Source organism: bacterium (assembly GCA_036504735.1).
Classification (GTDB): Bacteria; Electryoneota; RPQS01; order RPQS01; family RPQS01; genus DASXUQ01.
Window position 1 is genome coordinate 139,331 of record DASXUQ010000010.1, and the last position, 21,600, is coordinate 160,930.

A 21,600-nucleotide genomic window follows, 5' to 3' on the forward strand; every position below is an offset into this window, starting at 1 on the left:
TTAGGCCCTTTCTGCTCGGTGAGAGATTTTGGTTTTGCGGATGCCGTTCAGGAAGACTTCGGTAACGTGCCGCATCTCACGGGCGAGTTGTTCGGATTCGGGCTCGGCCGGTGCGGCAATCTGCGAGGCCCGCATGATCCGCAGGCGCAGTCCCTGAAAGACATGCAACATCAACGTGGCGAGCGCCTCGGAAGATTTGACGTCGAATTCTCCGTTGCGCTTGCCCTCGCGGAGGATTTCGGTCAACTGCCGTTGCTCCTCGGAGGCAAAAGTTTCGAAGAGGTCGTGGATTACCGGCTTCGTCAAGAGGTAGGACATCATGTTGGAGACCTGAAGATTCAGCAGGCTGCGCGAGTAATCGAGGCGCAATTCGGTGAATTTCCTCAGTTTTTCGGAAGCCGGGATGTCCTTGGCCAGAGCCGTTTGGAGGCGCTGCATAAACTCCGCCTGTTCGCGGGCGATGACGCTGCGGAACAGATGTTCCTTGGTGGGGAAGTAGTAGTAAAGAGAAGCCTTACCCATGCCGATATCGGTGGCAATTTCGTCCATGGTGACCTTGGCCAGACCATACACGGCAAACCGCCGCTGGGCGGCGTTCAAAATAAGGGTTTCCTTTTCCGAGGTAAGAGCGGGAGCCCGAACGGCCATGTGCACTCCATTTTCGACTGTTCTACTTGAACAGTCCAAAGTACGAAAAGTTTCCGCGAAGCGCAAGCCGCAGGGGTAACCCTTGCACCCCAACGCAGTGCGTTGGATCACGGGGCCGCCTTCGGCGGGGGGACAGCGCGGGAATACCGCGCGGTCCCTCTCCTTCCCGTGCTGCATCTCGCACCGAACTAGGCGCCACGCTCCGCCGTGGCGCAAACCGAGAATCAAGAATCCAGCACGACGGCGCGTGCTGGCTTAGGAATAGCCACAAAAGCATAGCGATCCGTAATCAGTCCATTATTAACGCCAAAGCCCCGGAGATGATCCGGGGCTTTGGCGCGGTGAATCGCGGCCAATACAAAAACGGGAAGTATCGTCTAAGCTATCATCTCATGCCAATCAGGGTGGTGCCGAGAACGATAAGAAGCGCGCCTCCGAGGTTGCGGACCAAGTCGCCGCCGGTGGGGAGTTCCTTGAAGAAGATCACGGCCAGCAAAAAGGCAACCAGCGTGTTGGTGTTATAGACGGGGACGAGCTGGCTGATGTTGGTGCCGGGGGAACGCATGGCGTAGAGGATCAGCAGCGTGGCGAAACCATTCAGGAAACCGATGGGAATGGCCCAGAGCACGGGTGTGACGATTTGTCCGCTGGACGCGGCGGCGGGCCAGACCAGCACGCCGAAGAAGCCGCAGACGACAATGCCCATGCCGATGCCCGCGAGCACCCAGCCGGAATGGCCGTTCAGATATTTTTCCGAGGTGAGCAGCTTGAAGAGCACCGCACTGACACCGTAGAGCAACGATGCACCCAGGCCGATGAGGAACCAGGGCTTCATTACTTCAGCATCACCCGGCGCAGATCGGTGCGGTCTCCTTCGCCGACAGCCCAGCGCGCGCCTTCCAGCGTGAACCACTCATTGACGCCCTGCACGGGAGCATAGGGGCGCATCACGTAGAGATTGGTGCTGGGCGTGCCGCAGGTGCCGAGTAAGAAAAGTTTTTCGCCGCGCGGTCCCTTGCAGGCGTCGAGGATCACGCCGAGCCGGGTTTCGGTATCCTTGCGCAGAGCAATGATCACATCGCCGACGGTAAGGGAATCGTCATAGGTGATAATAGTGCTCTCGCGCTTGAGGGCAATGGCGCCCATCTCTTCGGCGACAAAGGAGAGAAAATCCTGATAATTGGCGTAGCTGCCATTGGGCGTGGTGACCTGCGTAAAAATGTAACGGCCACCGGCCTTCTTGGGACGCAGGCCGTCGCGCCAGTCTTTCCATTCGGCGATCTGTCCATTATCCAGCGGGAAGGAAATACCACCCTTGGGCTGGGTCTTCCAGAGATGTTCACCCCACAGCCTGACAATGCCATCCACGCCCACATCGTGCGTATTGTTATACGGCAAAACGGTGGTGATGGCGACGCGGTCACTGTCGCAGATCGGCGTCTTGCCGTCGCCCGCGAGCAGCACCTTTTGATCGGAGAGTTCGAGTTGCCGGAGGGCGGCAGGGAACGATCCGGGGGCCAGCGGCAGACGCGTGAAACCGGCCGGCGGATTGATAGCGCCTTCGATGGTGCGCGTTCCGGCAGCCTGAAGCGAGAGCAGCGCCCCGCTGCACAGCAGAAGGAGCAACAGAGTGAGCCAGCGTGTGTTCGTCATGGAAAGATCTCTTTTGGAGGTTCTGGAAGGGTAGACTCAGAAGAGGAGGAAACGGAGACCGATAACCGCGAGCGCAACAATCAGAATGGAGCGGAACAGGCGAACGGGCATGCGTGTAACCAGGGCGGTGCCGGCCCACGAACCGGCAATCATCAACACCGAAAGCGGGAGAAGGAGAAGAATGTCGCTGGTGCGGATCATCCCCGTGCCGCCCCATACGCCGAGTTTCACGACATGAATGGCGGCGGCGCCGACAGCTTCGGTGCCGATAAAGGTTTCCTTGATCAGGCCATAGCGAAGCAGCCACGGCACTACCACCGGGCCTGAGCCACCGACGACGGCCGACACAAGCCCAGCGGGAACGCCGACAATGCTGATAGATTTGAGCGTCGCTTCCTTCGGCCATGTGGCCTTGGTGTAGCTCAAGATGACGTAGGCGATAAGATAGACGCCCAGCGCCTTGGTGATCCAGAAGGGCGGAAGGTACGTGTAAAGCAGCGCGCCAAGGGCGGCACCGGGCACCGCGCCGAGGCAGAAGTGCCGCCAGACCTTCCAGTCAATGCCCTGATGTGCGAACCAGGCGCGGGAGACATTGGCCACGAGCAGCAGCATGGACAGATAGGGCACGGCATATTTCGCTCCCACGGTAAACACCAGGAAAGGGAGAAAGACCATGCCGCCGCCGACTCCGGTCACGCCGGAGACGGTTGAGCCCAGCAACGCACCGAAGGCCAGAATCAGATATTGCAGGGTGGTGAGTTGCGGGTCCACTCAGGCGTTTAGCTGTTGCCGAAGGTTTGCTGATCGGGCTCGGTGAGCTTGATGGGATCGAGGATATCCTTGAGCTGCTCTTCGGTGAGCAGTTTCTGCTCGCGGATGAGATCCACAATGGTCTTGCCGGTCTTGACGGACAGCTTGGCAAGTTCCGCGGCCTTGGAGTAGCCGATGTAGGGATTGAGAATGGTGGCCATGCCGACGGATGCTTCGAAGTAATACTTGCAGCGGTCGCGATCCACGGTGATGCCGTCCACGCACTTGGTGGTGAACATGCGAATAGCATTGGCCATGATGTGCATGCCCTGCTGCAGATTGAAATTGATGACGGGCATCATCACGTTCAGGTCCATCTGTCCGGCCTGAGCGCTGAAGGCCACGGTGGTGTCGAAGCCGATCACCTGATAGCAGACCTGATTCATCATTTCGGCCATGGAAGGATTGACCTTGCCCGGCATGATGGACGATCCCGGCTGAACCGGCGGGAGAACGAATTCATTCAGACCGGTGCGCGGGCCGCAGGAGAGCAGGCGGATGTCATTGACGATGCGGCAGAGTTCGATGGACAGCAGGCGCATGGCGCTGGAATAGTAGAGCATGTCGCCGAGGCTCTGCGTGACTTCAAACAGATTCTGCGCGGGCTGGAACTTGATGCCGGTAAACTGCGAGATTTCCTGCGCGACCATGAACCGGTACTTGGGATGGGCGTTCATGCCCGTACCCGCGGCGGTAGCGCCGAGGTTGAGCTGGCGCAGTCCGAGTTCCGCTTCGTTGAGGCGCGCGCGGCAGCGTGACATGATGGAAGCCCAGCCGCCGAACTCCTGACCGAGGCGGATCGGCACGGCATCCTGCAAGTGAGTACGCGCGGACTTGATCACGTCGTCGAATTCAGCGGCCTTCTTCTCGAAGGAAACGATCAGGCCGTCGAGGGATTTGATTAGCTCGGGGTGCTTCATCGACACGCCGATGCGGATGGCGCCGGGATAGGTATCGTTGGTGCTCTGCGCCATATTCACATGGTCGTTGGGATGAACCTTGGTGTAATCACCGCGGACGCCGCCCATCAGTTCAATGGCGCGATTGGCGATGACTTCATTCATGTTCATGTTGGTGGACGTCCCCGCGCCCGCCTGATAGGCATCCACGACAAACTGATCGGCCCACTCGCCGGACAGAATTTCATCACAGGCCCTGATGATAGCGTCGGCGCGCTCGGGAGAGAGCAGGCCGAGTTCGCGATGCACCACGGCGGCAGAGCGCTTGATGGTGACAAAGGCGCGGACAAAAATCGGGTGAGGCTTGATGCCGGAGATCGGGAAATTGGCTACCGCGCGCGCGGTTTGCACGCCGTAGTAGGCATCTGCAGGGACTTGGAGTTCGCCCAGCGAATCCTTTTCGATGCGGAAGTTTGGAGCTGTCATGGTGGAGACCAAGTGTGGGTGGTAGGATAAGGGACAGGGAAGGACTCCCGATCCGGTTAAAGTACGTTAGAGAGGATGGGTTATTCTGCCGCGACGTCCGCGGGCAACGTAAGGTTATCGCGTTTGGAACTGGTGAGTTCGAACATACGTTGGATGGCACGGCCGGCACGGAGGCGGACGTCTTCATCGAGGGTAATTTCGAACTGCATCTTTTCAAGGGACGCTTCGACGTTGTCGAGCGTGATGGCCTTCATGAAACGGCAGATTTTGCAGGCGCGATAGAAATGCTTTTCGGGAACGGCGATTTGCAGCATGTCGGACAGGCCGCATTCGGTGACGGCGAGGAACTCGGCAGCGTTGCTCTGCTGGGCGTACTCGATCATACCGGAGGTGGAGAGTGCGGCGTCGGCCAGCTTCACCACATCGTCGCGGCATTCGGGATGGACGAGCACTTTGATGCCGGGGATCTCGCGGCGCATTTTGAGAATAACGTCCGGCGAAATCTGGTGGTGCACGTAGCAGAAGCCGTCCCAGGCGATAATGGTTTTCTCGGGAACGTGAGTGGCCACGTGGCGGGCCAGGTTCTGATCGGGAATGAAGAGAATCTGCCGCTGCGGCATGGCGCGCACGACGCTCACGGCGTTGGAAGACGTGCAGCAGGCATCCGATAGTGCTTTGACGTCGGCGGTGGTGTTGACGTACGTGACCACACCGAGGTCGGGGTAGACCTTCTTCAGTTCGCGGATACGGTCTTCCACGGCGGGAGCGGTGGCGGTATCGGCCAGAGAGCAGCCCGCTGCCAAATTGGGCAACAGCACCGTCTTTTGGGGATTGACGATCTTGGCGGTCTCGGCCATGAAATGCACGCCGCAGAAGACGATCACTTCAGCGTCATGCACTTCGGCGGCTTGCAGAGAAAGACCCAGCGAGTCGCCGGTGAAATCGGCGACTTCAAAAATTTCGGGGCGTTGATAGTTGTGCGCCAGCAGCACGGCGTTGCGCTCGCGCTTGAGTATGCGGATATGTTCAAGCTGGGCCTCCAGCTTCGCGACGCGCTCTGCGCCGTAATAATCCGGATCCACCCGCTGAAGTTTTTGTGTCAGTGTCTCAGTCATCGTATATCCCTCCCCCGGTCCTACAGTTCAAAAAATCTGCGCAAATTGCCGCCGGTCAGAAGCAGAATTTCATCGCGGTTCAGTCCCGCATCATACATCGCCTTCATCGCATGCCAGGCCCGGACCTCGCGGAACTCGGCGGGGAAGGCGGCAAAACTCAGATGGATATTACGCTCGCGCCCCGGGCGGATGGCATCCAATTGCTCTTTGGTCGGCGTCGCGCCGACATCCAGCACCACCAATGCATCACCGGACAGCAGTCCTTCGCGCATGGCGGCGGGAGCGGCGGCGAAGTCTTTCAAGGTGCTGAGGACAATGGCCTGCTTCTTCCACTTGGCGACGCGGTCATGGGTGGTGAAGTCGAAGGGCACCAGCGCGTAGACGCCACTCTGGCGCGCCTTGTCAATCGGACTTCCGGCGAGTCGCTCCGCCTCGGACGGGCTGGCGGGAGCAAGTGTAACCACCGAAAGCCCCTGACGAATGAGAGTGGATGCTTCGGCGACACTGCGAACGCTCAGGTCATAGGCATCCATGCCCACGAAAAGCGATTTGCGAAGCGCGCGGTCGCCCTGCAACGCATCTTTGAGACTGGCGGCGGCGATGTCGTGCTGATCGCAATAGTAGCGCAACTCGCTGATGCGGCGCACGGCTTCGGGGAAATTCAGACCGCTGGCCGAAAGCCACAGGGCCGTGGGGCAGCTCAGGGTCGGCACCGTGATCGTGGGATCGAGACGGTAGCCGTTGAAATCCACCGTCTGCGCGAGCCGCGCCATGATGCGCAGGGAATCACCGTCGGAGGCCAGTCGCCCCGGGTGATTGCCCAGAAAGCGGACAAAGTCTTCGGCACGATTGCCGACGGCGGTCAGGGCGGAATCGGAAATCATGCGGGCTTCGTCATCATAGTGATGATAGAAGGGATGCGGTCCGCGCGACCAGAAGGCCAGCGTCGGGACACCTGCATGCATGAAACTGGCATAGTCGCTGGCGCCGTGGCCGTCCTCGCGATGGATCTTGATATGCGAAAGCTTCGCGGAATCCAGCGTGGCGGTGTATTCTTGCCAGAGATTGCTGCCGAAGGTCTCGCCGCCGTTCATGGCGACGTCGCCCTTGCCCATGCCTTCCATGTCGAGATTCACCATGCCCACCAAATTGGCGAGGGGGATGGTCGGATTGCGCACCCAGTAATCGGAGCCGAGCAGGCCGTCCTCTTCTCCTGTGAAGTGCAGAATCAGAAGGCTGCGCTTGGTCGGATGCTCGGTAAAGGTGCGTGCCAGTTCGGAGGTGATGGCGGTGCCGGATCCGTTGTCATCGGCGCCGGGATACATCACGCCACGAGAGTTGGTGCCGATGTGGTCGGCATGCGCGCCAATGACCACCACTTCATGGCGTAGCGTGGGATCGGAGCCGTAGATAAACCCGAGCACATTGCGCGCATAACCGGATGACAGTTTGCGCACCTGCACCGATAAGGTCACGCGCTTGCCGGTTTCCAGCGGGAGCGCTGCGCTCTTCAGCTTGTCCTTGTAGGTCTCGGCGGAGTAGCCGGTGCCGTCAAGCAGCAGCCGCAGCATGCGGTCGCCGACAAACATCATGGGAAGATGCGGATCATAAATGTCCGCCGGAATGGCCGCGCCGTTGACGGGATTTTCACCCTGATAGAATAGAATCGCCGCAGCGCCGTGCTCCTTGGCCCACGTCATGGTCTTGCGGCGGCTGATATCCGAGGAAAAATCGTACGGGCTGTCGGGAGTGTCGCGGATGATCAGAACGATTTTGTGCGAGACATCCAGCGAATCGTAATCGTTGCGGTTCTTGTCCGGACGGTTGTAGCCGTAGCCGACGATCACCACCGGTGCGGAAACACTACCCGAGCCGCTGTGAGTGATGACGGTAAAATCCGCGCCGAGTTGAAAATCCACCTTGCCCAGGTACGAGTGATCGAGCGACAGGCTGGCGGATTTCTCCTGCGTGACCAGCAGTGGGACATCCTGAAAGTAGCTGTCTCCATTGCCGGGATAAACCTGATTCTGGCTGAGTCTCAATGCCAGAAAGTATTCGGCTTCCGCCTGTGCAGGAGTGCCGGAGCGGCGGCCTTCAAAGGCTCTGGACGTTAAGGTGTCCAAGACGGCGCGCGCCCGCGACTCATCGAAAGCGTGGGCGGCGGTGGACCAAAGTACCATCCCAACCAACAGAACCAGAAGTTGCTTCATGAACGCACTTTCGTTCGCCGCAGAGCTGCCTTGGCCGAATCGCTCTCGGATGCAGAATTGCCATTGGATGCGCGCGCAGGCTTCTTGCCGTTGGAAGTGACGCCGCCATTTTCCGCGAACAGCCGTTTCAAATAGTGTCCGGTGTGACTTTCCTTGATGCGAGCGACCTCTTCCGGTGTGCCGGTGGCGATGATCAGACCGCCTGCGTCGCCGCCTTCGGGACCGAGATCAATTAAGTGATCGGCGGTTTTGATGACATCAAGATTGTGCTCGATGACGACGACGGTGTTGCCGCGTTCCACAAGCGTGTGCAGCACCTTGAGCAGCAACTGGATGTCGGCGAAGTGCAGACCGGTAGTGGGCTCATCGAGAATATACATGGTCTGGCCGGTGGACTGGCGGGAGAGTTCCGTTGCCAGTTTCACTCTCTGGGCTTCACCGCCGGAAAGCGTAGTGGCCTGTTGGCCAAGATGAATGTAACCGAGACCGACCTCCTCGAGTGTAGACAGTTTGCGCGAAATGGATGGAACGGCATCGAAGAACTCCCGCGCCTCGGCAACGGTCATATCCAGCACTTCGGCAATGGACTTGCCTTTGTAGCGCACCTCAAGGGTTTCGCGATTGTAGCGCTGGCCGTGGCAGACTTCACAGGGGACGTAGACATCGGGCAGGAAGTGCATCTCGATCTTTATGATGCCGTCGCCTTCGCAGTTCTCGCAGCGTCCACCCTTCACATTGAACGAGAACCGGCCCGGCTTGTAGCCGCGCATCTTGGCTTCGGGAAGCTGGCTGAAGAGATCACGGATCGGGGTAAAGACGCCGGTGTATGTTGCCGGATTGGAACGCGGCGTGCGTCCGATGGGCGACTGGTCGATGTCAATGATCTTGTCGATGTTCTCGACGCCGCTGATGCCGCTGTAGGGAAGCGGTGGCTCATTGGCCGAATAGAAGCGCTGTGCCAGTGCACGGTAGAGGGTCTCATTAACCAGTGTAGACTTGCCGGAGCCGGAGACGCCCGTCACGACCGTAAATGTTCCCAGCGGAAAGTCGACGGTGACGTTCTTAAGGTTGTTGCCGCGCGCGCCCTTGATGGTGAGCTTGTTTCCCGTGCCTTCACGTCTCTGGGGCGGAATCTCAATCACATCCTTGCCCGCAAGGAACCGGCCGGTGACGGACTGGCCCTTGGTCATGATCTGCTGCGGAGTGCCTGCCGCAACCAGATAACCGCCGTGGCGTCCGGCGCCGGGGCCGAGGTCTACAAGGTAATCGGCGGCGAGAATAGTGTCGCGGTCATGTTCAACGACGACGACAGTGTTGCCGATGTCGCGCAACTCAGTGAGTGTACGGATCAGGCGGTCATTGTCGCGCTGATGCAGACCGATGGACGGTTCATCGAGAATGTAAAGCACGCCGGTTAATTGTGAGCCGATCTGCGTGGCGAGACGAATACGCTGCGCTTCGCCGCCGGAAAGAGTTCCCGCCGCGCGGCTCAAGGTCAGGTAATCGAGACCGACATTCAGCAGAAAGGTGAGCCGGGCGCGGACCTCTTTCAGAACCTGCTTGGCAATCATGGAATCGCGCGAGGAGAGCGCCAGCGAATTGAAGAAGGCAAAGGCGTCGCGAATGGAGAAGTCCGTCACCTGCGCAATGTTGTGATCCTGAATGAGCACCGCGCGCGCTTCGGGCTTGAGGCGCGTGCCTTTGCAGTCAGGGCAAGGGACATTGCCCATAAACTCTTCGATCCACTCCCGCACCTGCGTCGAGGACGTCTGGCGGTAGCGGCGCATGAGGTTGGGAATGATGCCTTCCCAGCGGGCGCTGTGTTCGAAGCGGGCCGTGGCGGATTCGTAGACCACATCGATCTTTTTGGCGCCGGTTCCGTAAAGCAGGATCTTCTGCGCTTCGGGTTTCATCTTGCGCCAAGGGACATCAAGGCGGAACTTGTAAGTCTCGGCAACGGCATCAATCATGCCCCATGTCCAGCCGTCGGTGGCATTGCCCACGCTGGCAATCGCGCCGTCGCTCACGGAAAGATCGGGATTGGGAACGATGCGGTCGGGGTCGATTTCCAGCTTGAAGCCCAGACCTGTGCAGGTCGGGCAGGCGCCGAAGGGGCTGTTGAAGGAGAAAAGGCGCGGTTCGACTTCGCTGATGGAGATATTGCAGTCGGTGCAGGCGAATCGCTCGCTGTAGACCTGCTCCTTTGTGCCGTCCAGCAGCGCGGTGAGCATTCCACTGGACAGGCGCAATGCGGTTTCCACCGAATCGGTGAGACGCGAGCGCAAGCCGTCCTTAATCACCAGACGGTCGACGACGACTTCGATGGTGTGCCGCCGCTTCTTATCAATAGTGATGTCTTCATCAAGGGGACGCACGACACCGTCCACGCGCACGCGCACGAAGCCATCCTTGCGCACGTTCTCGAGCAGATCTTTATATTCACCTTTGCGTCCGAACACCACGGGCGAAAGCAGTTCGACCTTGGTGCCGTTGGGCAGATTCAAAAGGGCATCGACAATTTCCTGCGCACTCTGCCGCTGAATGGGCTTGCCACATTGAGGACAATGAGGCTGTCCGATGCGCGCAAAGAGCAGCCGCAGGTAATCGTAAATTTCGGTAACGGTGCCGACAGTAGAGCGTGGATTGCGTACGCCGGCTTTCTGCTGGATGGAGATCGCCGGAGACAAGCCTTCAATCGAGTCCACGTCCGGCTTTTCCATCAGACCCAAAAATTGCCGGGCGTAGGCAGAAAGAGACTCGACGTAACGGCGCTGACCTTCCGCGTACAAGGTATCAAAAGCCAGAGAGGACTTTCCAGATCCCGAAATCCCCGTAATGACGATCAGATTATTTCTGGGAAGAATGACATCAATGTTTTTGAGGTTATGCTCGCGAGCCCCAGTAATGCGTATGTGCGGTAGTTCCATATATTTCTGTACCTTACTTATCCCATCAATTTACCAAAAAATCCGTAGATAATCAAGACGGCTCGGAAAAAGATCGCGCTGGTGTGGCATTCCTTACCGGGGCAAAAACTTCTTGACAATCGAATCAGCATTGCGTATATTAGCGCCACTTAAAAGAGAGTGCTCTAATCTTTTCAGAATCTTATGTTTATAGACTTATTTGACATAACACGTGCCTCCCCAGAGGCATAGGCAGATAGTACAATGTAAACAAGGGTTAAGTTCCCAACTAAAGTCCTCATGGAAACGCTATACGTTTTCCATGAGAAAGTGTCCTGATTTTTGCAGTACATGTTGCTCTTGTCATTGGCACTCTGAGAAATAAGGAGAGGCAATATGGCCAAGGCTCGCATTCTGGTAGTAGATGATGAGTTTCACATTCGTGATTGGGTGGCAGAAACCCTGCGCCGGCGTAATTTTGTAGTTGAGACTTGTGAAGACGGGCATTCGGCTTTGGATTTCATCGCCAAGGAAGAGCCCTTTGATATTCTGATCAGTGATTTGCGGATGCCCAAGATGTCGGGCTTGACGCTTTTGAAGACGGTGAAGGAACGCTATCCCTCGATGGACGTGGTGATGATGACCGCCTACGGTACGATTGCCGATGCGGTGACCGCCATCAAGGACGGGGCACATGATTTTCTGGAGAAGCCGTTTCCGCAGGAGACCCTGCTGATCCGGGTGCAGAAGATCCTTGAGACCCGCAAACTGCGCAACGAGAACTATACTCTGAAACGGGAATTGGGCTCTAAGTCCCAGTTCGACCATATTATCGGCGCGGCGCCGTGCATGATTTCGGTGTTCGAACAGTTGCAGGCGATTGCTCCGACCAAGGCGACGGTGCTGATTACCGGCGAGAGCGGAACGGGCAAGGAACTGGTGGCGCGGGAGATTCACATGAACAGCCCGCGGCGCAACGGACCGTTTATCAAGGTGAACTGCGCGGCCATGCCTGAGACCCTGATGGAATCGGAGCTGTTCGGCCACGAAAAAGGGGCTTTTACGGGGGCGATCAAGACCGTGGAAGGCCGCTTTGCCCTGGCCAACGGCGGCACACTGCTCTTGGACGAAATCAGCGAGATGAGTGTGGGCATGCAGGCCAAGCTGCTGCGGGTGTTGCAGGAGCGGGAGTTCGAGAAGGTGGGCGGACGGGAGACGATCAAGATCGACATCCGGATCGTGGCCACCACCAACCGTGATCTGAAGAAGGAGATTGTCGAGAAGACGTTCCGCGAGGATTTATATCACCGGCTGAATGTCTGTCCGATTCATCTGCCGCCGCTGCGCGAACGCAAGGAAGACACACCGCTTTTGGCGGGGCATTTCATGCAGCGTTATGCAGGCGAGTACAGCAAGGACATTCGCGGCATTCAGGACAATGCCATGGAGCAGCTTATTCAATACGGCTGGCCGGGCAACGTGCGCGAACTCCAGCATAAGATGGAGCGCGCGGTGATCATGTGCAACGAGCCGTTGATTAGCCCCAAGCATCTGTTCCTCGGAGAACTCGACCATCAGCCGGTGCAGACCTCCGCGCAGCCGGGCACTCTGAGCGACGGCGACGCCGCTACCCTGCGGGAGATCGAAAAGGCCGCGATTTTCCGGGCCTTGCAGTTCAACGAGAACAACCGCACGAAGACGGCTGAAGCCCTGGGAATCTCTATCCGGACGCTCCGCAACAAACTGCGGGAGTACCGGGCGGAAGGGATCAATCTGAACTAAGACTCGAGACTCGAGACTTGAGACTTGAGAAAGGGCGCGCCTTGGGGTGCGCCTTTTCTCTTAAAGGCCCAAATGGGAATTCGGGTCGCAAATGTGATTAATGGTGCGAAGTGGGGTTGTGGACTTGTGGGACATTGTAGTAAGGATTATCCAAGGGGTTGAGGAGGTTGAGGTTAGAGGTGGGACGGGAAAGTGACGGGTGTCAGAAGTTTTGCAGGCGGGAGGGGACGGGCGGGATGGGGGTAAAGTTTTGAAATGCAGGGGAGTGACGAGTTTTAGCTGGAAGGGTGGTTTTGAGGAAAACTTGAGACCAGAGACTTGAGACTTGAGACTCGGGGGCGGATGGGTCTTGCATGTTGACTGAATTTGATGCAGATTGAATTATCTGCGGGAGTTGGGGATTTGGGGGAATCTGGGTCTCTGCTTTGATGGTGGGCGGATCTTAGATCCGCCCCTCCGGCGATGCCCGTGGCATCATAAAAGTCGCCCGAGGTCCTTCAGCCGAAGACGGCTTCTGGATGACAATGTTTAGGGGATGGTGCGGGTGGGGAGGAGCGGGATGATCGTGAGGGGAAGGCGAGAAAGAGGCGGCCGGGAGGCCGCCGGAAGTAGGACAATAGGAGCGCGCGGGGTAGGGACACCCCGCGCGGCGATGATCGGCGGCGCTGACGGCCGGAGGCCGCCGCTAGGGTCCGTGCTGGATACATGGCTGCCAAGGCCTGACGTAGGGTGCGAAGGATGTTGCATATTGATTTTGGGGGATGTGTGTTGTATATTTGAACATACAAGCAAGTGGGATAAGGAGGGCATAATGGCGAGGAAATGGAAGCGAGGGGAAGAGCGGATTCGGGAATTGCTGGATGCGGCGGAGAAGGAGTTTTTGGAGAAGGGGTATGAAGGGGCGGTGATTGTGGACATCGCAAAGCGGTCGGGGGTCAGCCCGGCGCTGATGTACCGGTACTTTCCGGACAAGGCGGATATTTTGTCCTCGGTCTGCGACCGGATGTTTGAGCCGCTGGATGTGTTTATGAGCAGCGCAGATGAGCAGGATGATGCGGTCGCTGCGCTGCACCGCTTTCTGATTGACTACCTGAGCTTTTGGGAGCGCAATCCGCGGCTGGTGGAGTTCTATTTCTTAGACAGACTGCATACCATGGAAGACGATCAGCGCCGCGCACGGTACATCGGAGCGAAGTCAGGGTTCTTTGTCTGGCTCCATCAGACGCTGGCCTGGGGTGTAGAAGAGAATGTGCTGGGGGAGCATAACAAGGCGGCGCTGGCGGAAGCGCTGATGTACGCGATGGAAGGAGCCATGATCCACGTGGCGATCCTGCGGGACACGAAGGTGAAAAGGGCGGTGGCGAGAATTGAGAGAGCGCTGCTTTGGGATGTAAGAAAAGGCTGAATTAAAGACGGGCAGGAGATGGGGTTTCGGCCACCCCGCGTTCACGGAAGACGGGCACGACATGGCCCTTCGGCCACCCCCCTGAATCCCCCCACAAAAGTGGGGGGAACACAGACCCCCTAACCCCTACGGCGGAGGCGATACCCTTGCTCTGACCGGTGTAGGGGAGGGGTAAGGTCTGCCGCAACCCTCCCGTGTTGCCTATTGCCGGGATCATAGCGGGCGGGTTGCGCGTGGTGCATTCTCTAAGGTGTGGCATTCTTCTGCTTAACCCGCCCCTACACGGGAATGGGTTCGTGAGCGGGTAGACCCCCATCCCCCGGCCCGTTTCCCCATGAAATAGGGAAAGGGGGAGCAGTGAATAATCAAGAGCATTCCTTGATGCCCGGCGCTTTCTCGCCGGGCATTGTTTTTGTTACGGCGGAGGATAGCGGGTTTGTTATGACAGGGAGCAGGACATGTTGCAGGGGATGGGCAAGAACTTCTTACCTTGAGGTGCGGGAAATTTGTACCGATGGGAGAAGGTGGGGGTGGCGGCGCATGCTCTATGTAATTGATTTATATGGCGGTTGATTTCAGGATTAAAGTTCGGGTGGCAAAGGCACGATAATTGTGTTTATGCTTAGAGCCAAAAACGGCGAGGAGCATATCGGATGGATATTACGCCACTTTTTTCCGGGATGGACACCAGTGCCAGCGGCCTTACCGCCCAGCGCAAACGGATGAACGCCATCGCCGAGAACATCGCCAACGCCGAAACGACTCACACCAAAGAAGGCGGTCCCTACCGCCGCCAGCAGACCACGCTTTCCTGCGACCGGCAATTCGCGCTCGACCTTGACGCGCAAGTCCACTCCAACAACAAACTGTCCCGCGAACACCAAAGCCACATGCCGGGCGAAGACTCGGAACGGGCTTTGAGCAGCTTCACCGGAGTGAAGGCGAGCGTCGGCAAAGACATGTCGCAGTTCCGCGAGGTGTATGATCCGAACAATCCTGACGCGGACGAGAACGGCGTGGTGAAAATGCCGAATGTGGATATCGTCGAAGAGATGACGGATCTGATCAGCGCGTCGCGGGCGTTCGAGGCCAACGTTACGGCCTTCAACGCGACCAAGGGAATGATGAAAAAAGCTCTGGAACTGTAAATGAGAATCGAAGGTTATCCCCCCTTGATGCCGTCTATTCAGCCTGCCGGCGCAAAGACCCCGGCGCACAGCGCCAAGCCCGCTCCGGAAGAGACTCTCACCGCGCAGGAAAAGCTCGCGCGGCTGCTGGATGAGAAACGCTGGATGAGTGATGCGGCCTTCGGCGGGGATCCTGAAGGCGAACTCGGGAAACACATAGATCTGAGGGTCTGATTATGCCTTCCATCGACCGCTTACCCGCGCTGCCCAAATTCCCCACCGCTCTGCCCGACGTGCAGCAGAAGACTCCGGCGGCGCAGAACGGGAGCTTCGGCGAGACGCTGAAGTCGTTCGTCTCCGGCGTGAATGAGATGCAGAACGTGTCCGCTGAGAAGACCTTGCAGTTTGCCACCGGGCAGATCACCGACGTGCACGAGGTGATGGCCGCTTCGGAAGAAGCGGGAATTTCGCTGTCGCTGCTGATCGAGATCCGCAACAAACTGCTCGAAGGCTACAAGGAACTGTCGCACATTTCAGTTTAGGCCTGACCGCAGGACCACGCATTGATAAGGGCGGGCGGGTCTTAGACCCGCCCCTACGACAAAATCCATATGGCAACACTCTTTCGACCATTTATAGATTTGTGGCAGCGGCTGACCCTGGGGCAGCGCGCGGGACTTGTGCTGGCGCTGGGCGTCGTGATCGCGATTGTCGCGGGCGCGGTATCCTATACCACGCGTCCCGTATACTCGACGCTTTATACCGGGTTGAACAGCAAGGACGCGGGACAGATCCTCGATAAGCTGCGCGAAAAGAAGACTCCGTACGAAGTCGGTAGCGACGGCTCGACCATCAAAGTCCCGCAGGAGAAGGTCAGCGAACTGCGGCTGGAATTTGCCGGACAGGGACTGCCGCGCTCGGGAGAGATCGGCTACGAACTTTTCGACAAGCCGATGCTGGGCATGACGGACTTCGTGCAGCAGATGAACTATCACCGCGCGATGGAAGGCGAACTGGCGCGGACGATTCAGGAACTGGACGCGGTGGAAACGGCGCGTGTGCATCTCGTGCTGCCGAGCAGCCGGCTCTTCAAAGAGGACCAGAAGCCCGCGACAGCCTCGATTGTGCTGCAACTGAAGCCGGGAGCAGCGCTCTCGCCGCAACAGGCGCAGAGCATCGCCTACATGACGGCGTATTCGGTGGAAGGCCTGGACGCGGCGAATATTACGATTGTGGATACCCGGGGGACGCTGCTTTCGGGCAAGACCGCGCGCAACGATATGGCGGGATTGTCCTCGACGCAGCTCGACGTGCAGCACAGCGTGGAAGCGGAATTGGAACAGAAGGCGATGACGCTGCTGGAAAACACGCTGGGCGCAGGCAAGTCGCAGGTGAAAGTCACCGCCAAGCTGAACTGGAACCGCGTGGAACGGACTACGGATGATTACAATCCTGACCGCACGGCGACCCTGAGCGAAGAGCGGCAGGAGAGTTCCGGCAAGGCGGATGCGGGAGCCGGCAATCAGACCAGTGAACGCAGCGTCACCAACTATCAGGTGCCGCATACGGTTGAAAAGTACGTGCCGGAAGTCGGCAACATCGAAAAGCTGTCTGCGTCCGTGCTGGTGGATGGAAACTATAAAGTATCGAAGGACGCCAAGGGGGTTGAACAGCGCGACTACGTGGAACGCAGCCCGCAGGAGATCGAGAAGTTTCGCTCTCTGATCTCGGCGGCAATTGGCGTAGACCGCAAGCGCGGCGACGAATTGACCGTGATCTCCTTCCCCTTCGCACAGGAAGAAAATGCGCCGCCCAAGCGTACGGTGATACCGCCCTGGCCGAAGCTGATTGAGAAGATTCTGCTGGGCATCGCGCTGATTGGCCTGTTCCTGCTGATTCGCTCGCTGATCAACCGCATTGGCAAGAGTGTCCCGCCGCTTCCGGGAAGCATGCAGGCGCAGATGGCTCTCGCCGCCGGGCAGACACCCTACATGCTGGCTGAAGGCGGGGCGGCGCTGCCTCCGGGAACTCCGGGGGCCGTGGCCGCAGAAGCCAGCGCGGCAGCACAGCAGCTCCGCGCGGCGACGGGCAACGGAAAGGGCGAGGAAGGCGGGACGAAGGTGGTCTTCCATCAGCCCAACCAGACCGTGGTGCTCGAAGACGCCTCACCCAGCGTGGAAACGTTGAAGTATCAAGAGCTGCTGCGGCGAACCACCGATTACATTGTTCAGAAACCCGACAACGCAACACAAATCCTTAGAAGCTGGATTTTAGATGAGTCCCCCGAAAAGCTCTCCCGGTAGGCGCCTTACCGCCATTCAAAAGGCCGCTGTGCTGCTGATCTCCGTCGGTTCAGAGGCATCGTCCTCGATATACAAGAGCCTCCAGGAAGAGGAGGTTGAGGAAATCACCCGCGAAGTGGTGGGCCTCAAGAACGTGGACTCGGAGACCGTGCACGAAGTGATCGATGAGTTCTATCAGATGATGAAGGCTCAGGATTTCGTGGCGGTGGGCGGACTGAACTACGCGGAAGAGGTTCTGAGGAAATCACTGGGCGAAGAGAAGGCGGTGGAAATCCTGCGCCGGATCGAACGCATGATGAAGGTCAAGGGTTTCAACATTCTGAAGAATGTGGATGCCAACCAGCTTCTCGCGTTTATCCAGAAGGAGCATCCGCAGACGATCGCCTTCGTGCTGACGCAGCTCAGCCCGACCCAGAGCGCGACGATTCTGGCGGACCTGCCTCCCGAATTGCAGGCCGACGTGATGCTGCGCTTCGCCAATATGGAGCGCGTGGCGCCGGAGACGATTGCATCGGTGGAAGCGGTGCTGGAGTCACGGATCGACTTCTCGCAATCGGCCAGCAAACTGGGCGGTGTGCGGGCGGCGGCGGAAATCCTGAACATGATCGGCCAGTCGGCGGAGCGCTCGATTCTGGCGAAGATCAATGAGCAGGCTCCGGAACTGGCGACAGGGATCAAGAATTTGATGTTCGTGTTCGAAGATATTACCAACCTCGACGACCGCTCGATTCAGCGTGTGCTGAAGGAAGTGGACAACAAGGAACTGGCGCTGGCCCTGAAGCACGTCAGTCCGGACGTCAAGCGGCGTGTCACGTCGAATCTTTCGCAGCGCGCGTCACAGATGATCATGGAAGAAATCGAGTACATGGGCCCGGTGCGGCTCAAGGACGTGGAAGACGCCCAGCAGCGCATCGTGGATATTATCCGCAACCTTGAGGAAGCGGGACAGGTGGTGATCGTCGGCGGCGCGAAGGCCGAAGAGATGGTGGAATAGTCCATGCAGACAAAAAAGCAGCGCATTATCCCTGCCCGCGAGGCGTCGCACTTGAAAGCGGCGACCTTCCGTTCCTTTGATCGCCGTCCGGCGAACTACTACCGTGACATGATCACCGATGAGGATCAGGCCGCCGTTCAGAGGATCAATGAGCAAGAGTTCAACACGCGAGTCGAGCAGTTGCTGGCGGCTGAACGGCAACGGCTGAGCGAGGCGCAGCGCCACGAATCGCAGAAGCAGTACGAGGCGGGCTTGAAGCAGGGGCGTTCGGAGGCGGGCGCGGAGTTCAAGCGGGGACTCGAACTGCTGACAGAATACGCGCGGGTGGTGCAGGCCGAAAAACTGGAGATGGCGGCCCAGGCAGAGAAGAACAGCATCGAACTTGCCTTTCTGCTGGCGGAGAAGATTCTTGGACATGAAGTGGAGACCAAACCGGAAGCCGTGGCGGACATTGCGCGCATGGCGCTCGAACAGGTGCTGGATTGCAGCCAGATTGAGCTGAAGGTGAATCCGGAGGATTTCGGTTACCTGAAGACGGTGCAGAAGGACCTTGAAGCGCTGCTCAGCAGTCAAGCCAAGCTTGAATTGCGTGCGGACAAGGCACTGGACCGAGGCAGTTGTGTCATAGAGACGGAGCGGGGCGTGCTGGACGCGCGGATTGTCAGCCAGTTGGCGACGCTGCGGACAAAGATGAATCCGAACGCCGCGGCGCGGGCATGAGCGCTATGACGTTGCTGGAAATGTCGCGCAAATCCCTGTTGAAGGCCTCGCCCTACCGCACACTGGGGCGGGTGCAGCGTGTGCGGGGATTGGTGATTGAAGCCCAGGGACCACGGGCCACGATGGGCGAACTGTGCACGATCCGCTCCGGCGATCACACGCGCCTGGCGGAGGTGGTGGGGTTCAACGGCCACACGACTCTGCTGATGGCGCTGGAAGACCTGGATGGTCTTGCCCCGGGCGCGGAAGTGGAAGCACAGGGACGCGCACTGTCGGTTCCGGTGTCCAAAAGCTTGCTGGGACGGGTGATCAACGGTTTGGGCGAGCCTTTAGACAGCGGTGCGCCGATTGTGACCAGTGACTACCGTCCTCTGTATGCGGCGGCTCCGCATCCGCTCAAACGGCGGCGCGTCACGCGGCCGCTCTCGGTGGGAGTGCGGGCGATTGACGGGTTGCTTACTTTGGGCGAGGGCCAGCGGGTAGGCATCTTTGCCGGGAGCGGAGTGGGGAAGAGCGTGCTGCTGGGCATGATGTCCAAATTTACCGAAGCGGACGTGGTAGTGATCGGGCTGATCGGCGAGCGCGGCCGGGAGGTCAAGGATTTTATCGAGAAGTATCTGGGACCTGGCGGCATGAAGAAGACCGTGGTGGTCGCCGAGACTTCAGACCGCTGGCCGCTCTTGCGGGTGAAGGGGACGATGACCGCCACCACCATTGCCGAGTATTTCCGGGATCAGGGGCTGCGGGTGTTACTGTTGATCGACAGCATTACGCGCGTCTGCCACGCACTGCGGGAAGTGGGATTGTCTTTGGGAGAGCCACCGGCCACACGCGGGTATCCGCCATCGGTATTTGCCACGCTGCCTAAGCTTCTGGAGCGGGCCGGCAACGGCGAAACCGGCAGCGTCACCGGTTTGTATACGGTGCTGGTGGAAGGCGACGACCAGACCGAGCCGGTTGCCGATGCGGTGCGCAGTATTCTTGACGGCCACATTGTGCTGTCGAGGAAAATTGCCGCGCGGCACCATTATCCGGCGATTGATGTGCTTTCGAGCATCAGCCGTGTGATGCCGGATGTGACGAGCAAGGTCCACGGAGATGCGGCAGGGCAATTGAAGGAGTGGATGGCGGTGTATGCCGAGGCGGAAGATTTGATTTCCATCGGAGCCTATGCGCGGGGATCACGGCCCGAGGTGGACCGGTCCATCGAGCGCATGCCGCTGATCAACGCATTTCTGAAGCAGAAGATGGATGAGGTCGCACCGCTGCCGGCGACGATTCAGGCCGTAAGCGCGTTGACGGGAAAAGCATGAAGAAGTTTACGTTTCGCCTGCAAAAGGTGCTGGCGCTGCGGGAAGCCCGCGAGAAGCTGCGTTTAGGAGAATTTGGCCGGGAGCAGCAGAAATTGCAGGATGAGCAGGCGCGGTTGGAACTTTTCCAGACGGAGCGGGAGATGCAGATCCGCGACACGCGCAGCGTGCGCGAGCAGCCGTTCTCTGCGTGGTCGCAGGGCATCAGTACCCGTTACATGCAGCGGATTGGCCGCGTGGTGGACTTTCAGCAGACCCGGGTGCAGACCCAAGAACAGGCGCTGGAACAGGCGCGGCACCGTTACACCGAAGCGCGGCGGGACACACGAATTCTGGAAATGTTGCGTGAGAAGAAGGTCGATGAATGGACGCGTGAAAATCTGCTGGACGAGGCGAAAGTGCTCGACGAAGTCGGATCGCGCAATTCCCAGCCGGAGGAGACATGTCAATGAATAAGTATGTGAAGCTTGTGGGACTCGTAGTGGCCAGTTTTGCCGTCATCAACGTAAGCATGTTCTTCTTTCTGAGAATGACGCAGCCGAAAATGGGTGCGCGTGTGGATACGGCGAAGATCGAGCACCAGAGCGGAAGCGATAGCACCACCCATTCGGACGCTGTCAAGACGGACGCCGAAGCTCATCATGAACCGGCGGCGAGCGCGACTCCGGCGGCAAAGGACAGCGCGCAGGCCGTCCATGAGCAGGCGCCGGTTGCCGCTTCACTTGCCGGCGAGCCGCCGCAGGCCTTGCCGCCTCCGCCGGAAGGGGAGAAGCAATTGTCTTCTGTGGATTCCACGCCGGTGGCGAGCAAAGACAGCAAGGAAGGCACCGCGGATACGGGCAGCAGCGTTGCAGCGGCGGTCACGGGCGGGGATAGCAAAGAAATGGCCAAGTTGGCGAAGCTGCTCGAATCGGTCAAACCCGATGAGGCCGCTTCCATAGCATCGGAATTGAGTGTGGAGCAGATCGTCGCCCTGGTGATGATCATGAAGGACCGCAATGCGGGTAAAATGCTGGCGGCCTTGCCTGCGGATCAGGCGGCGCGAGTGGCGCTGCGGATGACTCAGATGGCCACGGCAACGCGAGGGAAGCCATGAAAGTAACGTCGCTCTGGCAACTGTTCTCAAAGAAGACGGCCGCTGTTGCGGCGCCTGCGCAGAGCAGTGCAGAGAAACCCACGAAGGGATTTGTCCAGATTCTGCGCGACATCACGGCAGGATTGCTCCCCAAAAC

Annotated in this window: 19 protein-coding genes; 11 read left to right on the forward strand and 8 right to left on the reverse strand. The window is 58.7% G+C overall.

Annotated features, from left to right (window positions below; all coding sequences use genetic code 11):
• The 8 genes from VGL38_09840 to uvrA form a co-directional block, all read right to left on the reverse strand.
• Entirely contained in the window at positions 1 to 648 is a 648-nt protein-coding gene (locus VGL38_09840) for a TetR/AcrR family transcriptional regulator (protein ID HEY3295729.1), read from the reverse strand.
• A 385-nt stretch (positions 649 to 1,033) separates the two neighbouring features.
• The gene (locus VGL38_09845) at positions 1,034 to 1,483 is read right to left on the reverse strand and encodes a hypothetical protein (GenBank protein HEY3295730.1); all 450 of its coding nucleotides are present in this window, start codon (positions 1,481 to 1,483) and stop codon (positions 1,034 to 1,036) included.
• Positions 1,483 to 2,301, reverse strand: coding sequence for a DUF4846 domain-containing protein (locus tag VGL38_09850; protein ID HEY3295731.1), 819 nt, complete (start codon positions 2,299 to 2,301; stop codon positions 1,483 to 1,485). Before VGL38_09850 ends, VGL38_09845 begins: the two co-directional genes overlap by 1 nt.
• 36 nt (positions 2,302 to 2,337) lie before the next feature.
• Positions 2,338 to 3,072: a sulfite exporter TauE/SafE family protein gene (locus VGL38_09855; GenBank protein ID HEY3295732.1), complete on the reverse strand. Its 735-nt coding sequence runs from the start codon at positions 3,070 to 3,072 to the stop codon at positions 2,338 to 2,340.
• An 8-nt stretch (positions 3,073 to 3,080) separates the two neighbouring features.
• On the reverse strand, positions 3,081 to 4,496 hold the full coding sequence (locus VGL38_09860; GenBank protein ID HEY3295733.1) for an aspartate ammonia-lyase: 1,416 nt from the start codon (positions 4,494 to 4,496) through the stop codon (positions 3,081 to 3,083).
• Positions 4,497 to 4,576: 80 nt separating this feature from the next.
• Positions 4,577 to 5,611, reverse strand: a complete 1,035-nt coding sequence (gene nadA / locus VGL38_09865) for a quinolinate synthase NadA (protein ID HEY3295734.1) — start codon at positions 5,609 to 5,611, stop codon at positions 4,577 to 4,579.
• 20 nt (positions 5,612 to 5,631) lie between these two features.
• Positions 5,632 to 7,821: a M28 family peptidase gene (locus tag VGL38_09870; GenBank protein ID HEY3295735.1), complete on the reverse strand. Its 2,190-nt coding sequence runs from the start codon at positions 7,819 to 7,821 to the stop codon at positions 5,632 to 5,634.
• Positions 7,818 to 10,748 carry an excinuclease ABC subunit UvrA gene (uvrA, locus tag VGL38_09875; GenBank protein HEY3295736.1) on the reverse strand — a complete coding sequence of 977 codons (2,931 nt, stop codon included), beginning with the start codon at positions 10,746 to 10,748 and terminating at the stop codon, positions 7,818 to 7,820. Before uvrA ends, VGL38_09870 begins: the two co-directional genes overlap by 4 nt.
• 375 nt (positions 10,749 to 11,123) lie before the next feature.
• On the opposite strand from uvrA, the gene VGL38_09880 reads away from it, so the two are divergent.
• The 11 genes from VGL38_09880 (at position 11,124) to VGL38_09930 (ending at position 21,464) form a co-directional block, all read left to right on the forward strand.
• Positions 11,124 to 12,509 carry a sigma-54 dependent transcriptional regulator gene (locus VGL38_09880; GenBank protein ID HEY3295737.1) on the forward strand — a complete coding sequence of 462 codons (1,386 nt, stop codon included), beginning with the start codon at positions 11,124 to 11,126 and terminating at the stop codon, positions 12,507 to 12,509.
• An 811-nt stretch (positions 12,510 to 13,320) separates the two neighbouring features.
• A complete protein-coding gene (locus tag VGL38_09885; GenBank protein HEY3295738.1) occupies positions 13,321 to 13,914 on the forward strand; it encodes a TetR/AcrR family transcriptional regulator in 594 nt (197 codons plus the stop codon).
• A gap of 653 nt (positions 13,915 to 14,567) precedes the next feature.
• Positions 14,568 to 15,062, forward strand: a complete 495-nt coding sequence (flgC, locus tag VGL38_09890; GenBank protein ID HEY3295739.1) for a flagellar basal body rod protein FlgC — start codon at positions 14,568 to 14,570, stop codon at positions 15,060 to 15,062.
• Entirely contained in the window at positions 15,063 to 15,275 is a 213-nt protein-coding gene (locus VGL38_09895) for a hypothetical protein (protein ID HEY3295740.1), read from the forward strand.
• Positions 15,276 to 15,277: 2 nt separating this feature from the next.
• Positions 15,278 to 15,583 carry a flagellar hook-basal body complex protein FliE gene (fliE, locus tag VGL38_09900; protein HEY3295741.1) on the forward strand — a complete coding sequence of 102 codons (306 nt, stop codon included), beginning with the start codon at positions 15,278 to 15,280 and terminating at the stop codon, positions 15,581 to 15,583.
• Between the two features lie 69 nt (positions 15,584 to 15,652).
• On the forward strand, positions 15,653 to 17,344 hold the full coding sequence (fliF, locus tag VGL38_09905; GenBank protein ID HEY3295742.1) for a flagellar basal-body MS-ring/collar protein FliF: 1,692 nt from the start codon (positions 15,653 to 15,655) through the stop codon (positions 17,342 to 17,344).
• Complete coding sequence (gene fliG, locus VGL38_09910) at positions 17,316 to 18,338, forward strand: flagellar motor switch protein FliG (protein ID HEY3295743.1); 1,023 nt, start codon at positions 17,316 to 17,318, stop codon at positions 18,336 to 18,338. Before fliF ends, fliG begins: the two co-directional genes overlap by 29 nt.
• A 3-nt stretch (positions 18,339 to 18,341) precedes the next feature.
• Positions 18,342 to 19,058 (forward strand): FliH/SctL family protein, encoded by a 717-nt coding sequence (locus tag VGL38_09915; GenBank protein ID HEY3295744.1) that lies wholly within the window; start codon positions 18,342 to 18,344, stop codon positions 19,056 to 19,058.
• Positions 19,055 to 20,371 (forward strand): FliI/YscN family ATPase, encoded by a 1,317-nt coding sequence (locus VGL38_09920; GenBank protein HEY3295745.1) that lies wholly within the window; start codon positions 19,055 to 19,057, stop codon positions 20,369 to 20,371. Before VGL38_09915 ends, VGL38_09920 begins: the two co-directional genes overlap by 4 nt.
• Positions 20,368 to 20,820 (forward strand): flagellar export protein FliJ, encoded by a 453-nt coding sequence (gene fliJ, locus VGL38_09925; GenBank protein ID HEY3295746.1) that lies wholly within the window; start codon positions 20,368 to 20,370, stop codon positions 20,818 to 20,820. Before VGL38_09920 ends, fliJ begins: the two co-directional genes overlap by 4 nt.
• Positions 20,811 to 21,464, forward strand: a complete 654-nt coding sequence (locus tag VGL38_09930) for a hypothetical protein (GenBank protein HEY3295747.1) — start codon at positions 20,811 to 20,813, stop codon at positions 21,462 to 21,464. Before fliJ ends, VGL38_09930 begins: the two co-directional genes overlap by 10 nt.
• The last annotated feature ends 136 nt before the right edge of the window (positions 21,465 to 21,600 follow it).